This is a genomic window from Chitinophaga sp. Ak27, assembly GCF_012726295.1.
In the GTDB taxonomy this organism is placed as follows: domain Bacteria; phylum Bacteroidota; class Bacteroidia; order Chitinophagales; family Chitinophagaceae; genus Chitinophaga.
Genome location: NZ_JABAOB010000014.1, coordinates 1 through 20010 on the forward strand (window position 1 = coordinate 1; position 20010 = coordinate 20010).

At 44.8% G+C, this 20010-nt stretch carries 14 protein-coding genes; 9 read left to right on the plus strand and 5 right to left on the minus strand.

Annotated elements, in window-relative coordinates:
• Window positions 1-151: 151 nt before the first annotated feature.
• Entirely contained in the window at window positions 152-2314 is a 2163-nt protein-coding gene (locus HGH90_RS30650; protein ID WP_169192724.1) for a S46 family peptidase, read from the minus strand.
• Window positions 2315-2513: 199 nt separating this feature from the next.
• On the opposite strand from HGH90_RS30650, the gene HGH90_RS30655 reads away from it, so the two are divergent.
• The 5 genes from HGH90_RS30655 to recA all read left to right on the plus strand — a co-directional run bounded on the left by HGH90_RS30655 (window position 2514) and on the right by recA (window position 7467).
• Window positions 2514-2951 (plus strand): hypothetical protein, encoded by a 438-nt coding sequence (locus tag HGH90_RS30655; RefSeq protein WP_168765054.1) that lies wholly within the window; start codon window positions 2514-2516, stop codon window positions 2949-2951.
• Window positions 2952-3038: 87 nt separating this feature from the next.
• Window positions 3039-3638 carry a ribonuclease HII gene (locus HGH90_RS30660; protein ID WP_168765053.1) on the plus strand — a complete coding sequence of 200 codons (600 nt, stop codon included), beginning with the start codon at window positions 3039-3041 and terminating at the stop codon, window positions 3636-3638.
• Window positions 3639-3765: 127 nt separating this feature from the next.
• Window positions 3766-5190, plus strand: coding sequence for an RNA polymerase factor sigma-54 (gene rpoN / locus HGH90_RS30665; protein ID WP_247679919.1), 1425 nt, complete (start codon window positions 3766-3768; stop codon window positions 5188-5190).
• Between the two features lie 10 nt (window positions 5191-5200).
• Window positions 5201-5896 (plus strand): hypothetical protein, encoded by a 696-nt coding sequence (locus HGH90_RS30670; protein ID WP_168765051.1) that lies wholly within the window; start codon window positions 5201-5203, stop codon window positions 5894-5896.
• 560 nt (window positions 5897-6456) lie between these two features.
• Complete coding sequence (gene recA, locus HGH90_RS30675) at window positions 6457-7467, plus strand: recombinase RecA (RefSeq protein WP_168765050.1); 1011 nt, start codon at window positions 6457-6459, stop codon at window positions 7465-7467.
• Between the two features lie 218 nt (window positions 7468-7685).
• Here the strand turns inward: recA and typA are convergent, their stop codons facing one another.
• Complete coding sequence (gene typA / locus HGH90_RS30680; protein WP_169192725.1) at window positions 7686-9494, minus strand: translational GTPase TypA; 1809 nt, start codon at window positions 9492-9494, stop codon at window positions 7686-7688.
• Window positions 9495-9757: 263 nt separating this feature from the next.
• Between typA and HGH90_RS30685 the strand changes: the two genes are divergently transcribed.
• Window positions 9758-10762 (plus strand): alpha/beta fold hydrolase, encoded by a 1005-nt coding sequence (locus HGH90_RS30685; RefSeq protein WP_169192726.1) that lies wholly within the window; start codon window positions 9758-9760, stop codon window positions 10760-10762.
• 4 nt (window positions 10763-10766) lie between these two features.
• Here HGH90_RS30685 and HGH90_RS30690 read toward each other — a convergent pair whose 3' ends face one another.
• On the minus strand, window positions 10767-12998 hold the full coding sequence (locus HGH90_RS30690; protein ID WP_169192727.1) for a patatin-like phospholipase family protein: 2232 nt from the start codon (window positions 12996-12998) through the stop codon (window positions 10767-10769).
• An 83-nt stretch (window positions 12999-13081) separates the two neighbouring features.
• Window positions 13082-14143, minus strand: coding sequence for a COX15/CtaA family protein (locus HGH90_RS30695; RefSeq protein WP_169192728.1), 1062 nt, complete (start codon window positions 14141-14143; stop codon window positions 13082-13084).
• Window positions 14144-14321: 178 nt separating this feature from the next.
• Between HGH90_RS30695 and HGH90_RS30700 the strand changes: the two genes are divergently transcribed.
• A complete protein-coding gene (locus HGH90_RS30700; RefSeq protein ID WP_169192729.1) occupies window positions 14322-14780 on the plus strand; it encodes a hypothetical protein in 459 nt (152 codons plus the stop codon).
• Window positions 14781-14888: 108 nt separating this feature from the next.
• Here the strand turns inward: HGH90_RS30700 and HGH90_RS30705 are convergent, their stop codons facing one another.
• Window positions 14889-17876: a glycoside hydrolase family 3 N-terminal domain-containing protein gene (locus tag HGH90_RS30705; protein ID WP_169192730.1), complete on the minus strand. Its 2988-nt coding sequence runs from the start codon at window positions 17874-17876 to the stop codon at window positions 14889-14891.
• A gap of 281 nt (window positions 17877-18157) precedes the next feature.
• Between HGH90_RS30705 and HGH90_RS30710 the strand changes: the two genes are divergently transcribed.
• The gene (locus HGH90_RS30710) at window positions 18158-18745 is read left to right on the plus strand and encodes an adenylate kinase (RefSeq protein WP_169192731.1); all 588 of its coding nucleotides are present in this window, start codon (window positions 18158-18160) and stop codon (window positions 18743-18745) included.
• Between the two features lie 173 nt (window positions 18746-18918).
• Window positions 18919-19947: a GTPase ObgE gene (gene obgE / locus HGH90_RS30715; RefSeq protein ID WP_317166195.1), complete on the plus strand. Its 1029-nt coding sequence runs from the start codon at window positions 18919-18921 to the stop codon at window positions 19945-19947.
• The last annotated feature ends 63 nt before the right edge of the window (window positions 19948-20010 follow it).

Here is a 20010-nt window from a genome sequence, read left to right on the forward strand (position 1 = left end):
CTGTCCTAAAATCACACTTTTAGACATTTAAACATCCCGACAATCAAATCAAGATCTAAAAGCTGAAAATTTATCACTTAAAAAAAAGGCCGACCAAAAAGCCTTATTTTACTTTTTGGTCAGCCCCGCCTTCTGCTTTAAGCTTTCAGCTTTATTTTATCAGCTTCAGCTCATTGATGATATTTTTTGCACCGCCCAGTTTTTCAATGCACCATAATACATAGCGTACATCCACGCAGATAGTACGATTGAATTCAGAGTCGAACTGGATTTTGTGGCTCAGTGCTTCGTAGTTACCATCGAAGGCCAGGCCTATTAGTTCGCCGTTGGCGTTGATAACAGGAGATCCTGAGTTACCACCGGTAATGTCGTTAGTGGTAATAAAACCAACTACGATATCGTTGCGTTTAGCATCTTTATACTGACCAAAATCTTTTTTGTTATACAGATCCACATAGTTAGCCGGCAGATCAAATTCATAATCTCCGGGAACATATTTCTCGATCACGCCTTTCATCGTAGTTACGTAATCGTAATGTACCGCATCGCGGGGAGAGTATGGTTTCACCTGGCCATAAGATAAGCGCATGGTAAAGTTTGCATCAGGGTACCTGTTGGCGTTGGGATTCATCTGCATAACGCCTTTCAGGTAAGTGCGGCCCAGGTCATTTATTTTGGTATTAAACTGGGTATACAGCGGCAGGTATTTACCCACATAATTTTTGATAAATGTGCTGGCGTATGCGAAAGCCGGATCGTTCTGCAGGGTTACTGCATCTGGATTGGCTACGAATGCTTTCCATTTGGCATCGTCAAAAATCATGGTATTGCTCATTACGCCGGTGGCCCAGGTACGATATGTATTGTCTTCATCCAGGCTGCCATATTTAGCTTTCAGCGCTTCATAGAAACCCGCTGGCGGCTGGTCTTTAGCGATGTCGGTGTAATACATATGGCAGGTAGCTGCCAGGATTTTCTGGTCGCTGGGTTTGTTTTCGCCTTCCAGGAAAGCCGTGCGGGCTTTGTCTGCCGCTTCTATGGCCTGTTTCACGGCGTCTTTAGGAGCGCCTGGCGTTACCAGTGCCCTTTCCACACCCATGAGGGAACCTGCAAAAGATGTCAGCGGGGAACCTAGGATACCTTCATTCAGATATACGCGTTGTTTGGCGTAAGGAGTCCATGCTTTATAAGTGGCTTCGTAATCTTTCAGTACGTTGGCAAATTCGGGTTTGTCTTGTGCCCATTTAGCAAAAGCGGCCTCCTGTTTTTGTTTATCGGCCAGTACACCATGTTTTTCCAGTTGTTTGGTTTCGCCATCAAAGAATTTCCAGTAGTTGGCGATACCGGCGTAAGAAGAAGCCAACTGCAGTTTTACCGCAGGGTCTTTCTTCATCTGTTCAAACATGGCTTTCAGCCTAACATCGCGCAGGTTTACCAGGTAAGGGTTTTCAATGCTGGTTTTCAGTTGTATGCCATAAGAGGTTTCGTAACGGTTGGTACCGCCGGGATAACCAAAGATCATAGCATAATCGTTTTCCTTCACGCCTTTGATAGATACCGGCAGGAAGTGCTTGGGTTTCAGGGGCACGTTGTCGGCCGCATAAGGCGCTGGCTTACCATCTTTCCCGGTATATACGCGGAAGATGGAAAAGTCGCCGGTATGACGGGGCCATTCCCAGTTATCGGTATCTCCGCCGAATTTACCCACACTTTCAGGAGGCGTACCTACGAGACGGATGTCTTTATAGCGCTCATATACAAACAGCAGGTACTGGTTACCTTTGAACATAGGCACCACTTTAGCTTCGTAGCCGGTATTAGCGGTAGTTTTAGAGATGATATCGCCGTATACCTGTTGTTCCTTCTTGGCTCTATCCGAGCCATCGAGGCCTTTCAGAGCATCTTCCACTTCTTTGCTCACATCCTCCACTCTGACCAGGAATTGTACAGAGAGCTGGGAAGAGGCAATTTCTTCCTGTTTATTTTTAGCGTAAAATCCGTTTTTCAGGTAGTTATGCTCTACAGAGCTGGCTGCGGCAATGGCGCCATAGCCGCAGTGATGGTTGGTAAAAATAAGGCCTTCGTTGCTTACAATTTCTCCGGTGCAACCACCGCCAAAAATAACAATGGCATCTTTAAGGGAAGCTTTGTTGATGCTGTACAACTGTTCTTTGGTAAGCTTTAATCCACGCTTTACCATGTCGTTGTATGTTTGTTGCCCCAGTAAATAAGGTAACCACATGCCCTCATCTGCTTTAGCCCACTTGACAGATACGCTAAACAGCAAGAGCAAAACCAGTAATTTTTTTCTCATATTAAATCAGGTTTTGTTTTTTAGGACCTCAAACCTACCTATTTTTTTCCTATTGGGCAGGGATCGGCAGGTCCGCCCACATATATAATAATTATTTTTATATAATAGCGCCTGAAAGAAAAACTGGAATATGATTTGCTTAAGGGGAACAGCCTGACGGCCATGCCAATTATTTGTTTCATTTAAAAAGAGTGATGATATGAAAAAGATATTCTTAATACTGGGCCTGGCTGCATTTTTTGCCTGCAACGAAAGCAGCCAGCAACAAGAGAAGAAAGAAGAAGTAAAAGAAAACATCAAAAGTGCGACGGAAGACATTAAATCCGCCGCCAATAGTACCGGCGATTACCTGTCTGAACAGAAAGACCAGGCAGCAGAGGCCATCCGGGAACGGATCAAGGAAATAGATCAGACATCTGAGGAGTTGAAAAAAGAGGGGGATGAAAAAAGCAAGTCGGCCCGCAGAAAGCTGGGAGCATTAAAAGCGGAGATGAACAGGAAGCTGGAAGATGTAAAAAGCAGTAGTGCGGAAAAATGGGACAGTACGCGTACAGCTGTGGATCAACTGATGAAAAAATCGGACAAAGAGTGGACAGATTTCAAACAGGATTTTAAAGATCTGTTTAAAAAGGATTAAAGAATACTGCGGTATATCTTCAAAATTCGGTAATCCTTGTTCCGTGAACATTAATCTTGTAATTTTACCCGGATTAATAGATTTGATTTGTTACTTTCTTACTATCAGGAATTATTAACAGAAGCCGGCTGTGATGAAGCCGGAAGGGGATGCCTCGCGGGTCCTGTGTTTGCGGCAGCCGTTATATTGCCGAAGGATTTCCGTCATCCGCTGCTCAACGATTCTAAACAGTTGAAGGCATCTGACCGGGATATCCTTAGACCGGTGATTGAAAAAAAAGCCATCTGTTATGCCGTTGCCAGTGTAGATAATATAGAAATTGACAAGATAAATATATTAAAAGCCTCTTTCAAGGCCATGCACCTGGCATTGGAAAAGCTGCAACAACAACCCGAATTTATCCTGGTAGATGGAAATCGCTTTTATGCCTACGGCAGTACGCCCCACGCCTGTATTATCCAGGGCGATGGAAAATATGCCTCTATTGCAGCAGCGTCCATCCTGGCAAAAACCTACCGGGATGAATATATGCAACAGTTACACGGCGACTATCCGCATTTCGGCTGGGATGTAAATAAGGGGTATCCTACCAAACAACACCGGGATGCCTTACGTGAGTTTGGTGAAACGCCTTTCCACCGGAAATCATTTCGCTTGTTACCAGAGCAATTGGAGTTAGACCTGTAGAAAGCGAAAGCTTAGGGCTCTGTTAACCTTAGACTTATTAATTTTGCCCTATTAGGGAACAATTATGTTAAAGCAGACACAACAGCAGAAATTATTACAGAAGCTTTCACCTCAGCAAATTCAACTCATGAAATTGCTGCAGGTACCTACTGTAAACCTGGAAGAGAGAATTAAAGAAGAGCTGGAGGAAAATCCCGCCCTGGAGTATGGGGAAGAAGCCGGGGAAGACGAATTCAAAGAACAGGAAGAATATGAAACTCCTTCCGAAGAAGATGAATTTGAACCCGACGGCAGTGAAAACGAATATGACAATATAGATATTTCTGAATATGTAAGTGAGGGAGATGATGACGTGGCCGACTATAAACTACGCGATGATAATTATCCCGATCCTGATGAAAGTAACAAAACCATTCCGATCCGGGTGGAAACTTCTTTTCATGAACACTTACTCAGTCAACTCGGCATGCTGGAACTCGATGAGCACCAGAACGCCATTGCAGAACATATCATTGGCAGTATAGACGACGACGGTTACCTGCGCAGGGAAATCAGCTCTATGGTGGATGACCTGTCATTTTCACAGAATATCGACACTACAGAAGAAGAGATTGCATTGCTGATTAAAAAGATACAGGATTTCGATCCGGCCGGCGTTTGTGCTACCGATCTGAAAGAATGCCTGTTATTGCAGCTGAAACGCAAGTCACAGGAAGATCCAGGTGTATATAATGCCTACCAGATCCTGGAAAACTACTTCGATGAATTTACCAAGAAGCATTACGAGAAGATACAAAAGGCGCTGAGCTTAACGGATGAAGGCCTGAAAGAAGCTATCACACAGATTATCAGGCTTACGCCTAAACCAGGGGGTAATTTTGCCACCCTGAATAAAGCAGAAAGCTATGTGCTCCCCGACTTTTTTATCCTCAACAATGCCGGCAAACTGGAGCTGACGCTAAACTCCCGTAATGCTCCCGACCTCCGTATTTCCGGCGGATACCGCGAAATGCTGAAGGAGTACGACCGGGGCGACAAAAAAGATAAGCGCCAGAAAGAAGCAGTACTCTTTATCAAGCAAAAGATAGATGCCGCCAAATGGTTTATAGACGCCATCAAACAGCGGCAACATACGCTCCTTTCCACCATGGAATCTATTATGGATTATCAGCGGGAATTTTTCCTCACCGGGGATGAAACCACCATGAAGCCAATGATTCTGAAAGATATCGCCGACCGTACACAACTCGATATTTCTACTGTTAGCCGGGTGGCCAACAGTAAATATGTACAAACGGAGTTTGGTACCTTTAAACTGAAATTTTTCTTCTCTGAGTCCCTGTCAACCGACAGTGGTGAGGAAGTATCCACCCGGGAGGTGAAGAAGATTTTATCAGACCTAATAGAGGCGGAAAATAAACGTAAGCCTTTGAGTGATGAGAATCTGACGAAGATGTTGCAGGACAAGGGATACAATATTGCCCGCCGTACGGTGGCCAAGTACAGGGAACAACTCAATATTCCGGTAGCCCGTTTACGTAAAGAATTATAAGCACCATACCATGCAAGAACATGCAGTTTTAGACCGGAACGGGAACTTACACGAAGCGCCGGAATTTTCACCTGGTATGCGATCCCTCGCACAGGCTATTTCCTATATCTCGCATCCGCTGTTCATTCCTTTGCTGGTTACCTTCCTGATATTGACGTCTATTCCCGAGTATATGGTAGCATTTAAGCCGCTGAGTAAGCGCTTCGCTTTTGATATGCTGTATTTCCGGGTAGCGATCATCAGTATCGGTTTTCCGGTATTAACGCTGCTGCTGGCCAAGGCGCTGAAGTTTGTTTCTTCTATATATATGAAGACCCAGCGCGACCGGATCATTCCTTATGTAGCGATGATCACCTACTACTTCTGGGCATTCTATACCTTTCTACAAGAAGGACGGGCGCCGAAGTTTTATACCGCCTTTTTCCTGGGTGTTTTCCTGAGTATTTCTATCGCTTTTATTACCAATAACTTTATAAAGACCAGCATGCATACCGTCGGCTGGGGCGGTGTAATTGGATTTTTGCTATCGCTCGCCTGGGGTATGCACATGAATGTGTCAGTGCCGCTGGTGATTACCTTTTTCGTAACTGCGGTGGTGGCCACAGCCCGGATGGTGCTACAGGCGCATACTCCCCGGGAAATTTATATAGGTTTGCTGATTGGGGTTGTTTGCCAGCTGGCTGCCTGCCTGATACTGGTGAAATAAAGAGGTGCCCTTTTCGGGGCCCTGTTTCCAGCCGGATTTCCTCTGTAGCATCGGTAAATCTGACCGGAAACAGGGGTAAACAAATTTCAGAATGGCGAATAAAACTTTTTGGGGTAAACCAGACCTCTTCACTATTACCTACTCACACTGGATGTAAGGCCGCAAGGCAGGTTAACAAACAACCTTAACAAACAAAAGGGGATTAACTTTAACAACTAAACTTGACAATACAAAAGTCATACATTCCCGGCTTATACTCAAGCGTATAACTACGCTTTTTAAAAATGCAGTAGAATTCTCATACCCCGCAAAAATTTTTAACGCATTTTGTTGTTACGCATATTCAATGCGTATTGGTTTCGCATCTTTGTTATGTCGTTACGATCAAACCCTGTAAAAACGGGCATAACGACAAAAAGAGAATACTATTTTATTTAGCATTTAAAAGAAATTGCTAAAATATTTAGGAAAATAAAAAATTAGTTATAACTTAGCAATCCAATTGATTTGCTTTCTAATTGTGATCAGCTATCTTTTAAATTTGTAAAAACATTAATGATATGTCTACAGCCAATGCAGAAAAACTGAAGGCCCTGCGCCTCACAATGGACAAGATAGAAAAGGATTTCGGCAAGGGATCCGTGATGATGATGGGTGAAAAAGCAGAAGCACCAATGGAAGTGATTTCCACAGGTTCTCTGGGTCTTGATATTGCGCTTGGAGTGGGTGGTTTACCAAAAGGAAGAATCATTGAAATATATGGACCTGAGTCTTCCGGTAAAACAACCATCGCTATACATACAATTGCAGAAGCACAGAAAAAAGGTGGCATTTGCGCCATTATAGACGCGGAACATGCTTTTGACAGCAGCTACGCCAGAAGACTGGGAGTGGACGTAGATTCCCTGTTGATTTCACAACCAGACCATGGTGAACAGGCGCTGGAAATCGCAGATCGCCTGATTCTTTCCGGAGCAGTAGATGTAGTTGTAATAGACTCTGTGGCTGCCCTGGTACCAAAGAGCGAGCTGGAAGGTGAAATGGGTGAAAGCAAAATGGGATTACAAGCCCGTTTGATGTCACAGGCACTGCGTAAATTAACTGCCACCATCGCCAAAACCAACTGCTGCTGCATCTTTATCAACCAGCTGCGTGAAAAAATCGGGGTAATGTTTGGTAACCCGGAAACAACTACCGGTGGTAATGCCCTGAAATTCTATGCTTCTGTAAGACTGGATATCCGCCGCATGAGCCAGATTAAAGATGGTGATGAAGCCGTAGGTAACCGTGTGAAAGTGAAAGTGGTGAAAAACAAAGTAGCTCCACCATTCCGCCAGGCAGAATTTGATATCGTGTATGGTCAAGGTATCTCTAAAATGGGTGAAGTGATCGATATGGGTGTTGAATATGGTGTTGTCCAGAAGAGCGGTAGCTGGTTTAGCTACGATAGCAATAAATTAGGTCAGGGCCGCGATGCAGTAAAACAACTGCTGATCGATAATCCGGAACTGGCAGCAGAAATCGAAACAAAAATCAAAGTGAAAATCCAGGAAAAACTGGATGCTGAATAAGCCAGCGTTGTCTTTGAATTTTTGCTGAAGTATAAAAAGATCTTAGTATTTAATATACTCAAAGTTAGTTTTAGTTTTAGTAAGCATTGGGTTAGTATGCACATCCCTGCCTTATCCTGGGCGGGGATTTTATTTGACCCTTAACCCCGAAAAATAAGAACCCGCTCTGTTTACCAGAGCGGGTTCTTATTTTTTCACTAGTTATCTTACCTGAACAATTAAGCTTCCGCTTTCATGCTCTTAGCAGTTCTCTTACGTTCTTCTTCATCCAGGATGGTTTTACGCATACGGATAAAGTTAGGCGTTACTTCGATACACTCATCATGTTGGATATACTCCATACATTCTTCCAATGTCATCAGGATCTTAGGTGCAATATTAGCGGCACCATCTGTTCCACTTGCACGCATGTTGGTCAGTTTCTTACCTTCATTTGGATTTACGACCAGGTCACCTGGCTTGTTGTTTTCTCCAATGATCATACCCTTGTATACTTCTTCTCCCGGATCTACAAAGAAAGAACCCCTATCCTGCAGTTTGTCAAGAGAGTAAGCGGTAGTAGTACCTGCTTCTTTCGCAATCAATACACCATTGTTACGGCCAGGAATCGCACCTTTCCATTGTTTATAGTCATTGAAGCGGTGCGCCATTACAGCCTCACCAGCTGTTGCAGTCAGCATCTGTGTACGTAAACCGATCAAACCGCGGGAAGGAATTTCAAATTCCAGGTGTTGCATTTCACCTTTGGTTTCCATGATCAGCATTTCACCCTTACGACGCGTTACCAGGTCAATTACCTTGCTGGCAAAATCCTGCGGAACATCTACCACCAAGGTTTCGTACGGCTCGCATTTTTTACCATCAATATGCTTTACGATTACCTGTGGCTGACCAACAGTTAATTCGTACCCTTCACGACGCATGGTTTCAATCAATACACCTAAGTGCAGGATACCACGGCCATATACCATAAAGCTATCCGCACTGTCGGAATCCATTACACGCAGCGCCAGATTCTTTTCAGTTTCTTTTACCAGGCGGTCACGCAGGTGGCGGGAAGTAACAAACTTACCATCTTTACCAAAGAACGGAGAATTGTTGATACCAAACAACATGTTCATGGTAGGCTCATCCACGCTGATAACCGGTAATGCTTCAGGAGTTTCTGCATCCGCAATGGTGTCACCAATATTAAAACCTTCAATACCTACTACTGCGCAGATATCACCGGCAAATACTTTCTGTACTTTTCTCTTTCCCAATGCTTCGAAGATGTACAGTTCACGTACTTTCTGCTTCTTGGCAGTACCATCTGCCTGCATCAGGGTAATCCACTGTCCTTCTTCAATAGAAGCACGCGATACTTTACCTACCGCAATACGACCCAGGAAAGAAGAATAATCCAGTGAGGTGATCTGCAGCTGCAGGTTACCTTCCGGAGTCTTTGGCTCTGGAACATATTCCAGGATACCATCCATCAGAGGAGTAATATCTTCGCACTGTTCCAATGAACTGTTGAACCAGCCATTTTTACCGGAACCATAAAATGTTGGGAAGTTCAACTGCTCTTCTGTAGCGTCCAGGTTAAAGAACAATTCAAAAACCGCATCATGTACTTCATCAGGACGACAGTTAGCCTTATCTACCTTATTGATTACAACAATAGGTTTCAAGTTCAGCTGTAATGCTTTCTGCAACACAAAACGGGTTTGTGGCATCGGTCCTTCAAAGGCATCTACCAGCAGGATAACCCCATCAGCCATTTTCAATACCCGCTCTACCTCACCACCAAAGTCGGCGTGGCCCGGAGTATCAATCACATTGATCTTGGTTCCCTTATACTCAACAGATGCGTTCTTGCTGAATATGGTGATACCACGTTCTCTTTCAAGATCGTTACTATCCATGATCAGCTCTCCCGATTCCTGGTTAGCTCGGAACACATTTGTCTGATGAAGGATTTTGTCAACCAGGGTAGTTTTACCATGGTCTACGTGTGCAATAATTGCGATATTACGAATGTTCATATACTTAAGTCTTTCGCTATCAGCCATTAACAAAATTTACGCTAATAGCTACAAAAAGAAGGCGCAAAGGTACGAAAACCTGACGAGAATGAAGGAAACGGGTTTTAAATAAATGTAATCATTTGGTCATGTCAGATTATAACCATGCAAATTACTAATAATCAATTACTTACAATTAAACATAAGCGACTATTGCATTTAAGACCGGTTGTGGCGTCAATTTTGAACTCTTTACTCCATTTTAACCACATCACTCATTTACCATGCGCCTGCAATTATACTTCATGGTCTTCCTTCTTGTCAACATCGTCTTTACAAGTACCACCTACGCACAACAGATACCAGCCCAGGATATCACCCTTTCTCAATATAAATACCCTTTTCCTGTACATTATTTACAGCTGCATATACAGGGCCAACCACTGCAAATGGCCTATATGGACCTACAACCAGCCAAACCTAATGGCAAGACAGTGGTGCTGTTACATGGGAAAAATTTCTGTGGCGCTTATTGGGACAGCACCGCAGCCGATCTTAGTAATAACGGGTATCGCGTTATCATACCTGATCAAATAGGCTTTGGTAAATCTTCTAAACCGGCCAGCTTCCAATATTCCTTTCAACAACTGGCTCAAAATACCAAGGCCCTGCTGGATACGCTTCAGATCAGTAAAGCGGCTATTCTCGGACATTCTATGGGAGGCATGCTGGCAGTACGTTTTGCCCTGCTGTATCCCCAAGTAACGGAAAAATTAATACTGGAAAACCCTATCGGCCTCGAAGACTGGAAAGTGAAAGTACCTTATCAATCCATAGATAAATGGTACAAGACTGAGCTGCAACAGAACTACGAAAAAATTAAACAATATATGATGGACAGCTACTACGCCGGCAAATGGTCGGCTGCCTATGATAAATGGGCACAGCTGCAGGCCAGCTGGATCAGCAACCCCGATTATTCGCGCGTAGCATGGAATTCCGCCCTTACCTACGATATGATCTTTACACAACCTGTGATCTACGAATTCCCAAACATACAGGCTCCTACCCTGCTGATTATCGGGCAACGGGATCGCACAGCTTTGGGAAAAGCCAATGTACCGGAAGAGGTACGGAAAACATTGGGGAATTACCCGGAATTGGGGAAAATAGCTGCTGAAAAAATTCCACACGCCACCCTGGTCTCTATTGAAGGAGTAGGTCACCTCCCTCACATCGAAGCATACACGAAATTTATTACTCCCCTGTTGAAATTTCTACAGGAATAATGCCTTATTCCCGCAGGAGCTTAACTACATATTCCAGGGCGCTCTGATTGGCCGGATTGTCCAGCGCATGGGCAATGTCCAGCTTTTCCCTGGAAGTAAGATGCCAGGATAATGCCGCCGCCTTATCTTGTTTCTGTGGTACATACTGGAAAATTACCCGGTGAAACTTATTGGGGAAATACCCTTCCATATAATTCAGTAAGCCATCCTGATCAAAGTCCTGCATAGCGCTCCAGTGCTGTTGCATGGTAAACAGTGGTTCAAAAAGCAGGTCGCTGAGGTCCTTCGTTTTCTTAATAGGAGAAATATCATTTTTACGGGTGTCCCTGATCTGTATGTACACCACCCCACTCGTATTTTCATCGATCCACTTGCGAAAAGTATATAAGTAGCGCAGGGTCGTTTGCTGCCCAAAGTTATCCCGGATTCCTGCATCCATTACGTCCACAATGGGGTTGCTGGGCAAAAAAGCATTGGGTAATACATACGGAAAAGTTGCACACATACGGATCGCGCTGGTGACACGCAGATCCATAGCCCCCTGTGCAGCAAAATACTGCGCAAAATCCACCCCATCAATATCCCGCACCTGACGGGTTGGGTACAAATATTCAGGGCTGCACAAATAACTTACGGGCTGTGGAGAAATCATCAACCGGCGTCCATCAGCATTTATTGTAGCATTCCAAATCAGCATCGGAATTTCCGCGCTCGCTTCCGGAACCCGGTAATCCTTCAGGGTTTTATCCATCACGCTGTCGGTATGCTCGTTCAGCTGCATTTCAAAAGCGTATCCCCGGTCTTTGGCGTACTGGTTTTTACCAATCCGGAAACTTCGCCAGGGCGTAATAAAATCATTTACCGCCATAGCTGTAAAAACGGAATTCAGCAAATCGTCCGATACGTTTTCAACATATTTGCTATCGCCCAAGAGTATCGGTTTTCCCTGCTGCTGCCGGTAGTATAACTCCCTGAAATAAGTAGCCCCCAACATGCCTCCGGAAGCACCTGTCATCAGTACAGTGTGTTTCATTAAGCGGCCTTGCAAAAGGCTATCCAGCCGCTGCAAAACATTAACACTCCAGGTAGCAGAGCGACTTCCGCCCCCGCTGAAATTCATTACGATTAATGGAGGCTTTTTATCGGCGGGAAATTTCTTTCTCCAGTTATCTAAAATCCGGATAGTCGAGGCTTTGTCCGCCTCATATTTTTGCAGGGTAAAAAACTGCTGCAACGCTCCCACACTGTATTCCGGGCGGTCTTTCCGCTGATGGTAGTTAAGGCCATAGGCCTTGTTACGGTTATCTACCCAGTTATGTTCTACCATCCAATTGAGTCCGAACAACATCACCAGCAAAATAGGAATAGACCAGGTTTGCAGCATATAGGAATAGGCGCCGGCCACGCCTATCAGAAAAGCGAAGAAAATGAATACGCTGGCGCCCGCAGGAATTCTGCACACATTGTAATCCATCATGTAGGCCAATATAACCAGGAATATCAGCGAGCATCCCACTGTAATCATGGCAGCAAAGTGGTGTTGTTTAAGGATACTGTCCAGGTAGTGTTTATTATAATGATCCACATTCCGGGCCCGCCGGACGCGCCAGGGCGTAGTGAAGTAGTTATGTACCGGTAAGGCGTTCTCATCGGGCTCCTGGGTAGGCTTAAGGATCATCCGCACGAAGTTGCGGGGGTTACCGAAACGCTTCTCCAGTCGGCGTCCGATATTTTTATCTGCGTTAAAAAAGTAAAAGAAACAGAAAAAAAAGATCAATAGCACCCCGCAGATATACCCTTCTCCCAACAACAAAATATCCGGAATACTGGTCAGTTGCTCGTACCGTTGATACTCCCACCCCCGAAAGAGTAGGCTGATGATAAATAATAATGGGATAATGCCATTATTGAGGCAATACTTAAAAAAGGGTTGGGTAGTAGTAGCCAAAAATTTAAATCGCCCCGTATGCAGGATGAAAGTGGTGATTTGCCAGCTCATGATAAACATACCGTTAGCCAGCCCAAGTAGTGTAGTACTGTAGAAGTTTACCTTTCCCAGGTATTCTGGCGCCAGGTACAGCGCATCACCGCCAAACACCTTGGCAAAGCCTCCATTGATGGTGCTAAACAGAATTACCCAAAAAACAAGCAATATCTGGTACTTCCTGAAGTGGAGCAGCAGCAGCTGTATAGGGAAAGAATAGTAAGTTTTTATAAGTAATAACTTCACCTTCATCAGACGATTATTACAAATAAACCTACGGAAAATTTACGGATTTACAGATTTACGAAGACAGGAATTTTGTTTCTGTATAGCTTCTATATTAACTCCGGCGATGCATTATCACCCCTACTGAGGTAATATGTCCAGATCAGCGACAGTAACAACAACATACCTACGGCCTGGTGCAATATACCATAGCTGATGGGAATTTTAACCTGGCTGTTTAATAGGGTCAGTACACCCAGCAATACCTGTAATAATACCAGCAGTAATGGGAGGTAGCGGGTGGCGTGGAGCAGGCTATGGGTAGGCGTTTGCGCCGCTTTCCACCACCAGAGCCCAATCAAGATGGTAATACCATAGGCGAGGCCCCGGTGTATAAATTGAATCGTGATGGGATTATGTGCAATATCGGTCAGGAAACCGCCCTGGGAGAACATTCCAGCCGGCATCCAGGCCCCATTGATATCAGGCCAGGTATTGGCCACCAACGCTGTGTGTAATCCCGCCATAAAAGCCCCGTATACCAGCTGGATAGTTAACAGGGCCAACAGCCAGCAATTCAGTTTACGTAAAACAGGCACCTTTAATACTTCTACCGGACGAATGCTGAGTTTCAGCGCAAACCAAAACACGTACGACAACAATATCAGCGCAGAAATAAAATGAATAGCCAGGCGGATATGGTTTACATATAAATTTTCTTCGTTGAGCCCGCTCTTCACCATAATCCATCCGATAGCACCCTGAAGGCCACCAAGGAAAAATAAGATGATCATGGGGTTGACCATGCTTCTGTTAATCTTCTTTTTAACCAGGAAATAAATAAATGGGATAATAAACACAAATCCCATCAACCGGGCCCAATCCCTATGCAACCATTCCCAGAAATAAATGGCTTTGAAATCCGATAACGTGAAATGGTTATTAATATAATGATACTGTCCAATCTGCTTATAATTATCGAATGCACGCTGCCATGCCTCCTCGTTCATAGGAGGAAACGCTCCCAGTAACGGCTGCCACTCTGTAATGGATAACCCCGAGCCGGTTAAACGGGTAATTCCCCCCAGCAAAACCTGTACGATCAACATGCCCACGCCTATATATAGCCAAATGGCCACCGGGCGGTTACTTTTCATTGTAATTGCTTCCATAAACGGTGCAAAAATAGGGAATGAATGGCGAACAAGACAGCTAAATTCTCACATTATTTTAACAAAGGCGTAATGTTCTGTTAATTCACACGTCGGAGATTTGCGGTGAAATAATAAAGGCACGATTAGCTAATACCGCCCTCATTTAAAAACGACGAACAAAATAAAAAAAATAGTCATGAAACATTTACGTTTTGTTTTCTTAGCACCCAAAGCAGCATTGTTGTTATTCGCTACTATCATGTTCCCAATTTTACATGCAGCAGCACAAACAAAAACATTTGCCTATAGTACATCCAGAATGGCAAATGAAAAAACAGTAGATAATGGAGCACCGGTAGAATCTTTTAACGTTCGCATTATGCAACTACAAAAAGATCAGCTGTTATTTCAATTGTCTGTCGACAATCCTTCAAATGATAAGCTGACGCTTTATATAAAAGACAATTTCAACAACACACTGCACCGCGAAGTCTTACCAGCTACCCTGCGCTTCGAAGCGCGCTATAATCTCGGTTCCCTGGAAGACGGAGATTATACCTTCGAAATCAGAAGTGGAAAAACCAAGTTGGCCGAAAAATCCATTGCTATCAAGACCCAGACAATGATCAACAGGAACGTTTCTGTTATCGAATAAGCAGAAAGTGTAAAGCATAAAACAAAAAGCTATTAAAGCGAATGAACCAAGCGATTTTTAATTATTCGCCCTGATCATTCGCTTTAATAGCTTTTTGCTTTATGCTCGTTACCTTTTCACTGCCGCTTCGTATAAGGTTTCCAGCATCTTTTCCCGGATATGTAATGTTGATAATTTCGTATTGGCGCCGCCGTTAGGATATACCCGGTTGCTAAGGAATATAAATACCAGGCCTGATTCCGGATCGGCCCATACACAGGTGCCGGTATACCCCGTATGGCCAAAGGTAGCCGCCGATGCGCTTTTGGCCGGATAAGGCTCTCTCCTGCTTATATTGTCTTTCTCAGGCTTGTCAAAACCCAGGCCACGGCGACTGATGTTACTGTTATAAGCGGTAAACAGGGCGATTGTTTCCGGCTTTATATATTGCACGCCATTGAAACTACCCTTGTTCAACAGCATCTGCATAATTACTCCCAGGTCATGTGCATTGGAAAACAACCCTGCATGTCCCGATACCCCGCCAAACATAGCAGCGCCGGGATCATGCACATCACCTCTCAGCTGTTGCATCCGGAAAGTATATTCATGCTCAGTAGGTACAATTTCGGACAACGAAAAACGCTCCCTGGGCAAAAAGCCGGTGGTGGCCAATCCCATGGGAGCATAAAAAGTTTCTTTTACATACTCATTTAATTTTTTCCCGGTGAGCTGTTCCACGATTTTTCCCAGGAAAATAAAGTCACAGTCGCTGTATACATACCCCTGGTGAGGAGATAACTTGCTATCCAATATCTTCTTCCAGATGCTATCCCGGTAAGTATTTTCCATATACATATTATCGGCTACCCGGACGGTATGGGAAGGGTCCGGTATTTTATGATACAGGATAGTATCGGGAGCTCCATCGGGATACAGGGTTTCTTTATAAAATGGGATAAATGCCACGAGGCCCGCCTGATGCAGCAGGATATCCCGGATACGCAGCCCTGCCTTATCCGTACCCAATACCGATGGAAGATATACGCCCAGGGTGGCATCCAGGTTTAACCGCCCTTCATCGTACAGGCGCATTACCGCCAGTGTAGTGGCGCATATTTTGGTAACTGACGCCAGGTCGTAAATAGACTGGGGAGAAACCGGTATTGCTTTATTATATTCGTAATGACCGAAGCAGCGGTCATATACAATTTTTCCATTCTTCAGGGCCAGCACTTGGGCGCCAGGAGCGGCACCGCGGGCAATCATTTCATTGGCATAACCATCTATTTTCGCCAGCGTTTGTTCATCCATGCCGGCATCTTTAGGGGTGGTTTCCGGTAGAGAAGTAAATTGGTTTACCTGATACGTAATACCGGTGCCAGAGGGCAAGCCCGGGCAAACTGTCACCGGCAATTTCCCAGAGGCCCCCAGCTTCCCGAACAACAGGTCTGCAGCCACTTGCTGAGTAGTACTATCGTCTTCATAAGCTGCAACAAGGGTGGACGCATCACAGAAATATTGAAGGGCATATGGATTTCCGAAAGCTACTGTGACGGTAGGCATTTCTGATTGTAACTGCCGGACGATCAGACGTTCTGCCAGAGAAAGCCCAAAGTTATTGGCCGGCCGGCGGCTATAGTCGTGCAGGCTGATAATGGCCGCCTGATAATCGCGCTGAATGCGTGATACAATGGCAGCAATGTGCTCTATTGGTTGGCGGGCAGTAAAGACAAAAACATCTGTACCCGGTTTATATGCTTTTACCGCCTGCTGAAATGTATTGCTGGCATCGGCGCCAACGGCTATTACCGCTAATTTTTGCTGGGTCATAGCTGGAGAAAACGGCACCAATTTTTTATCATTACGAACCAGGGTAATAGCGGCTTCCGCTATGCGCCTGCGCAAGGAATCTGTTCCGGCGTTCAGGTCGGCTGCCAGGTTGTTGGTATCTATATGTTGCGGTTTCCACAAGCCAAGATTGTATTTGGCCCTCAATACTTTTTTTACCCGCGCATTTACTTCGTCCTGGTCAATTTTACCGGCCTTGATGGCTTTCCTGATGGCTTCCACACTACCGGCGGCGGTAGAAGGCAATATCATCAGATCGTTACCCGCCAACAGGGATTGTAACGATTCCTGGCCTTTTGTGTAGAACTTAGCAATGCCCTTCATTTCGAGGGCGTCAGTAACGATCAGTCCTTTATAGCCCAGTTCATTTTTAAGCAGTTTTGTAACTGCATTGTAAGAAATAGAGGTAGGCGTATTCGGTTTCTTATCAATAGCGGGTATATATAGATGGGCAATCATGATAGATCCGACACCAGCGGCGATGGCTTCCCGGAAGGGATATAGCTCAAGGGAATCCAGCTGTGCCCTTGTTTTATTGATAGTGGGCAGGTCGAGATGAGAATCTACATTGGTGTCGCCATGTCCGGGGAAATGCTTGGCGCAGGCCATCACGCCAGCATCTTGCATACCACGGATGGTAGCTACGCCCATACGGGCTACGGTGTATTTATTTTCTCCAAAGGAGCGGTCGTTGATCACAGGGTTAGCGGGATTGTTGTTTACATCCATGTCTGGCGCGAAGTCGAGGTGTATCCCCAGCCGCTTGCATTGTTCGCCCATGATCTTTCCGGCATCGTAGGCCAGCGTACTGTCCTGTACCGCGCCTATCATCATATTGCGTGGCAGGGAGATAACGCTATCGAGGCGCATGCCGAGGCCCCATTCACCGTCAATAGCCACCAGTAGTGGTACTTTTGAAATAGACTGATAATAGTTGGTAAGGTTGGCTTGTCTTACCGGGCCACCCTGGAAAAAGATCAACCCGCCTACTTTATTGTCCTGGATATCCTTTATTACGGCGTTAATATGGTCCTGCCCCAGGTTGGAATGCGCTCGGATCATGATCAGCTGGGCGATACGTTCTTCAGGAGTGAGTGATTGAAATACGCTGTCTGCCCATTGTCCCGCACGATCCTGTGGAGGGGTAACAGCCCGTGAAGTTTCCTTTTTATGTTTCTTCTTGTCTTTAAATATATGGGGCGCAGAAATAGCGCTCCCGGTCATTAATAAACCCGTAAGTCCTGCAACCAATAATACTTTACTCATGTCATAAACTTACAAATATTCAGGCGTAAAACATGGGCAGCAGGGCTGAATATCAAAGAATTACTAATAATAACCATATGATTTTGTTAGATAGGAAGGATTTTGTTAAATTAGAATACCCTATTGAAGATAATTTAGATATTCTGGTTAAAAATTAAAATATGTTTACTATTTTGTCAGAATATTTACATTTAGTTCAATCAATCGTAATTTTAATTACCAATACATTCAACTGTTTCTTATATTTGCAGCCTTGCGAGTAAAGTAGATTTTAATAAAACATGGTCAATCTCATTTTATTTGGCCCTCCCGGTAGCGGCAAGGGTACACAAAGTGCTAATATTATCCAGAAGTATGGACTTATTCATCTGTCTACCGGCGATTTACTTCGCAGCGAGATTGGTAATAAAACTCCGTTAGGGCTGGAGGCCAAGAAATTCATGGACCAGGGCCTGTTGGTACCTGATGAAGTGGTGATTGGCATGATCAGTTCCAAACTGGAAGCTAACCCGGAATCACGTGGCTTCATTTTCGACGGTTTTCCACGTACCACTGCCCAGGCAGAGGCGTTGGATAAGCTGTTAACATTGAAGAAAACAGCTATCTCCGTGGTATTATCCCTCGAAGTTCCGGAAGATGAACTGATTAAGCGCTTACTGAACCGCGGTTTAACTTCCGGTCGTAGCGACGATGCTTCTGAAGAAGTAGTAAAAGCACGTATCGTGGAATACCACAACAAAACCGCTCCGGTAGCTGATCACTATGCCAAATTTGGTAAATTCAAGAAGGTGAAAGGCGATGGCACAGAAGAGGAGGTCTTCGAATTGCTGTCAAAGGAATTGGATGAACTGGTAGGAGAAAGAGTGTAGTTATCAGCGGGCAACCGCGCTCACAGCGACTTTTAGTATTTTTATTATACAACGCAAAGATTGTAGGTACGGCTCTTGGCGCCAGGTAGCGCTAATTAGCCTAAACTTCACGATCTTTGCGTTTTATTTTTTGCCTGCTGTGAAGAAACAGCAGTATTTAAAATTCAAGCATAGTGGAAAAAGCGAACTTCGTAGATTATATCCGTGTATTTTGTAAATCCGGGAAAGGCGGTGCTGGTAGTATGCATTTTATGCGTACTAAATTTAATGCGCAGGCTGGTCCTGATGGTGGCGACGGCGGCAGAGGCGGACACGTTATCCTGAGAGGCAACTCCCAGTTGTGGACCCTCCTTCACCTGCGCTGGCATAAAAACCTGCTGGCAGAAGATGGAGAAAATGGCAGCGGCGACAACTGCACCGGGCGTTTTGGGAAGGATATCATTATCGAAGTCCCATTGGGTACCCAGGCTAAGGATGAAGAAACCGGCGAAGTGGAAGCGGAAATTCTCCATCACGGCCAGGAAATCATCTGGATTCCAGGCGGACAAGGAGGAAAAGGCAATGCCTACTTTAAATCTGCTACCAACCAAACACCAGAATACGCTCAACCGGGCATGCCGGGCCAGGAAGGCTGGAAAATTGTGGAACTGAAAGTTCTGGCTGATGTAGGACTGGTAGGGTTTCCCAATGCCGGTAAATCTACGCTCCTGTCTACCATTACAGCTGCCAAGCCTAAAGTAGCCGACTACGCGTTTACCACCCTCACCCCCCAGCTGGGAATGGTAGCCTACCGTGATAACAAATCCTTCTGTATCGCCGATTTACCCGGTATTATCGAAGGTGCCCACGAAGGAAAAGGATTAGGACATCGATTTTTAAGACATATTGAGAGAAACGCCGTATTATTATTCCTTATTCCAGCAGATAGCGCAGACCACCGCAAAGATTTTGAGGTACTCGTGAATGAGCTGGAACAGTATAATCCCGAATTGCTGGATAAACAGTTCCTGTTAGCCATCAGTAAAAGCGATATGCTGGATGATGAGCTCAAAACCGCTATATCAGCGGAACTACCGGAAGATGTGCCACACGTATTTATCTCTTCTGTTACCAACCAAGGCCTCAGCGAATTAAAAGACATATTGTGGGAAGCCCTTAACAGAAAAGTAGATACCAGCGCCGGTATAGAAGATACAGAATAACTGGCTCCAGACATACGGGGAAACAAACTCAATTGCAGATGTTCGTTATAGTATCCCGTATAC

What these genes read in the sequence shown, in the direction of transcription:
- HGH90_RS30710 (WP_169192731.1), top strand. Translation starts at nt 18,158, where the DNA reads ATGGTCAATCTCATTTTATTTGGCCCTCCCGGTAGCGGCAAGGGTACA.
- HGH90_RS30700 (WP_169192729.1), top strand. Translation starts at nt 14,322, where the DNA reads ATGAAACATTTACGTTTTGTTTTCTTAGCACCCAAAGCAGCATTGTTG.
- rpoN (WP_247679919.1), top strand. Translation starts at nt 3,766, where the DNA reads ATGAAATTGCTGCAGGTACCTACTGTAAACCTGGAAGAGAGAATTAAA.
- HGH90_RS30650 (WP_169192724.1), bottom strand. Translation starts at nt 2,314, where the DNA reads ATGAGAAAAAAATTACTGGTTTTGCTCTTGCTGTTTAGCGTATCTGTC.
- HGH90_RS30670 (WP_168765051.1), top strand. Translation starts at nt 5,201, where the DNA reads ATGCAAGAACATGCAGTTTTAGACCGGAACGGGAACTTACACGAAGCG.
- HGH90_RS30695 (WP_169192728.1), bottom strand. Translation starts at nt 14,143, where the DNA reads ATGGAAGCAATTACAATGAAAAGTAACCGCCCGGTGGCCATTTGGCTA.
- recA (WP_168765050.1), top strand. Translation starts at nt 6,457, where the DNA reads ATGTCTACAGCCAATGCAGAAAAACTGAAGGCCCTGCGCCTCACAATG.
- HGH90_RS30655 (WP_168765054.1), top strand. Translation starts at nt 2,514, where the DNA reads ATGAAAAAGATATTCTTAATACTGGGCCTGGCTGCATTTTTTGCCTGC.
- HGH90_RS30685 (WP_169192726.1), top strand. Translation starts at nt 9,758, where the DNA reads ATGCGCCTGCAATTATACTTCATGGTCTTCCTTCTTGTCAACATCGTC.
- HGH90_RS30705 (WP_169192730.1), bottom strand. Translation starts at nt 17,876, where the DNA reads ATGAGTAAAGTATTATTGGTTGCAGGACTTACGGGTTTATTAATGACC.
- HGH90_RS30690 (WP_169192727.1), bottom strand. Translation starts at nt 12,998, where the DNA reads ATGAAGGTGAAGTTATTACTTATAAAAACTTACTATTCTTTCCCTATA.
- typA (WP_169192725.1), bottom strand. Translation starts at nt 9,494, where the DNA reads ATGAACATTCGTAATATCGCAATTATTGCACACGTAGACCATGGTAAA.